Here is a 218-nt window from a genome sequence, read left to right on the forward strand (position 1 = left end):
GGCCCCCTTCTTTTCGCGCGTACCGCGCAGCCAGTCTCCCGCCCTGGCGCTGGCGCGCTCGACGCTGCGCACCTTGCACCCGTACTCGTCGGCCAGATATTGCAGCGTCCGAGTGTTTCCGGTGTCGTAGTGACGCCGCACCAGGGCCAGCAGAAGCTCGCTATGCGCGGTCCGCATTGAGAGATAGGCACCCAGCGCCACCGAGACACGATGCAGCG

General features: G+C 67.0%; 1 protein-coding gene. It reads right to left on the reverse strand.

Going from position 1 to position 218, the window contains the following annotated elements; translation table 11 throughout:
• Positions 1-218 (reverse strand): hypothetical protein (locus tag ACM0OW_RS25960; RefSeq protein ID WP_414553611.1); only part of this gene is annotated, 218 nt, incomplete at both ends.

The organism is Anabaena sp. CCY 0017 (assembly GCF_963920885.1).
Taxonomy (GTDB): domain Bacteria; phylum Cyanobacteriota; class Cyanobacteriia; order Cyanobacteriales; family Nostocaceae; genus Nodularia.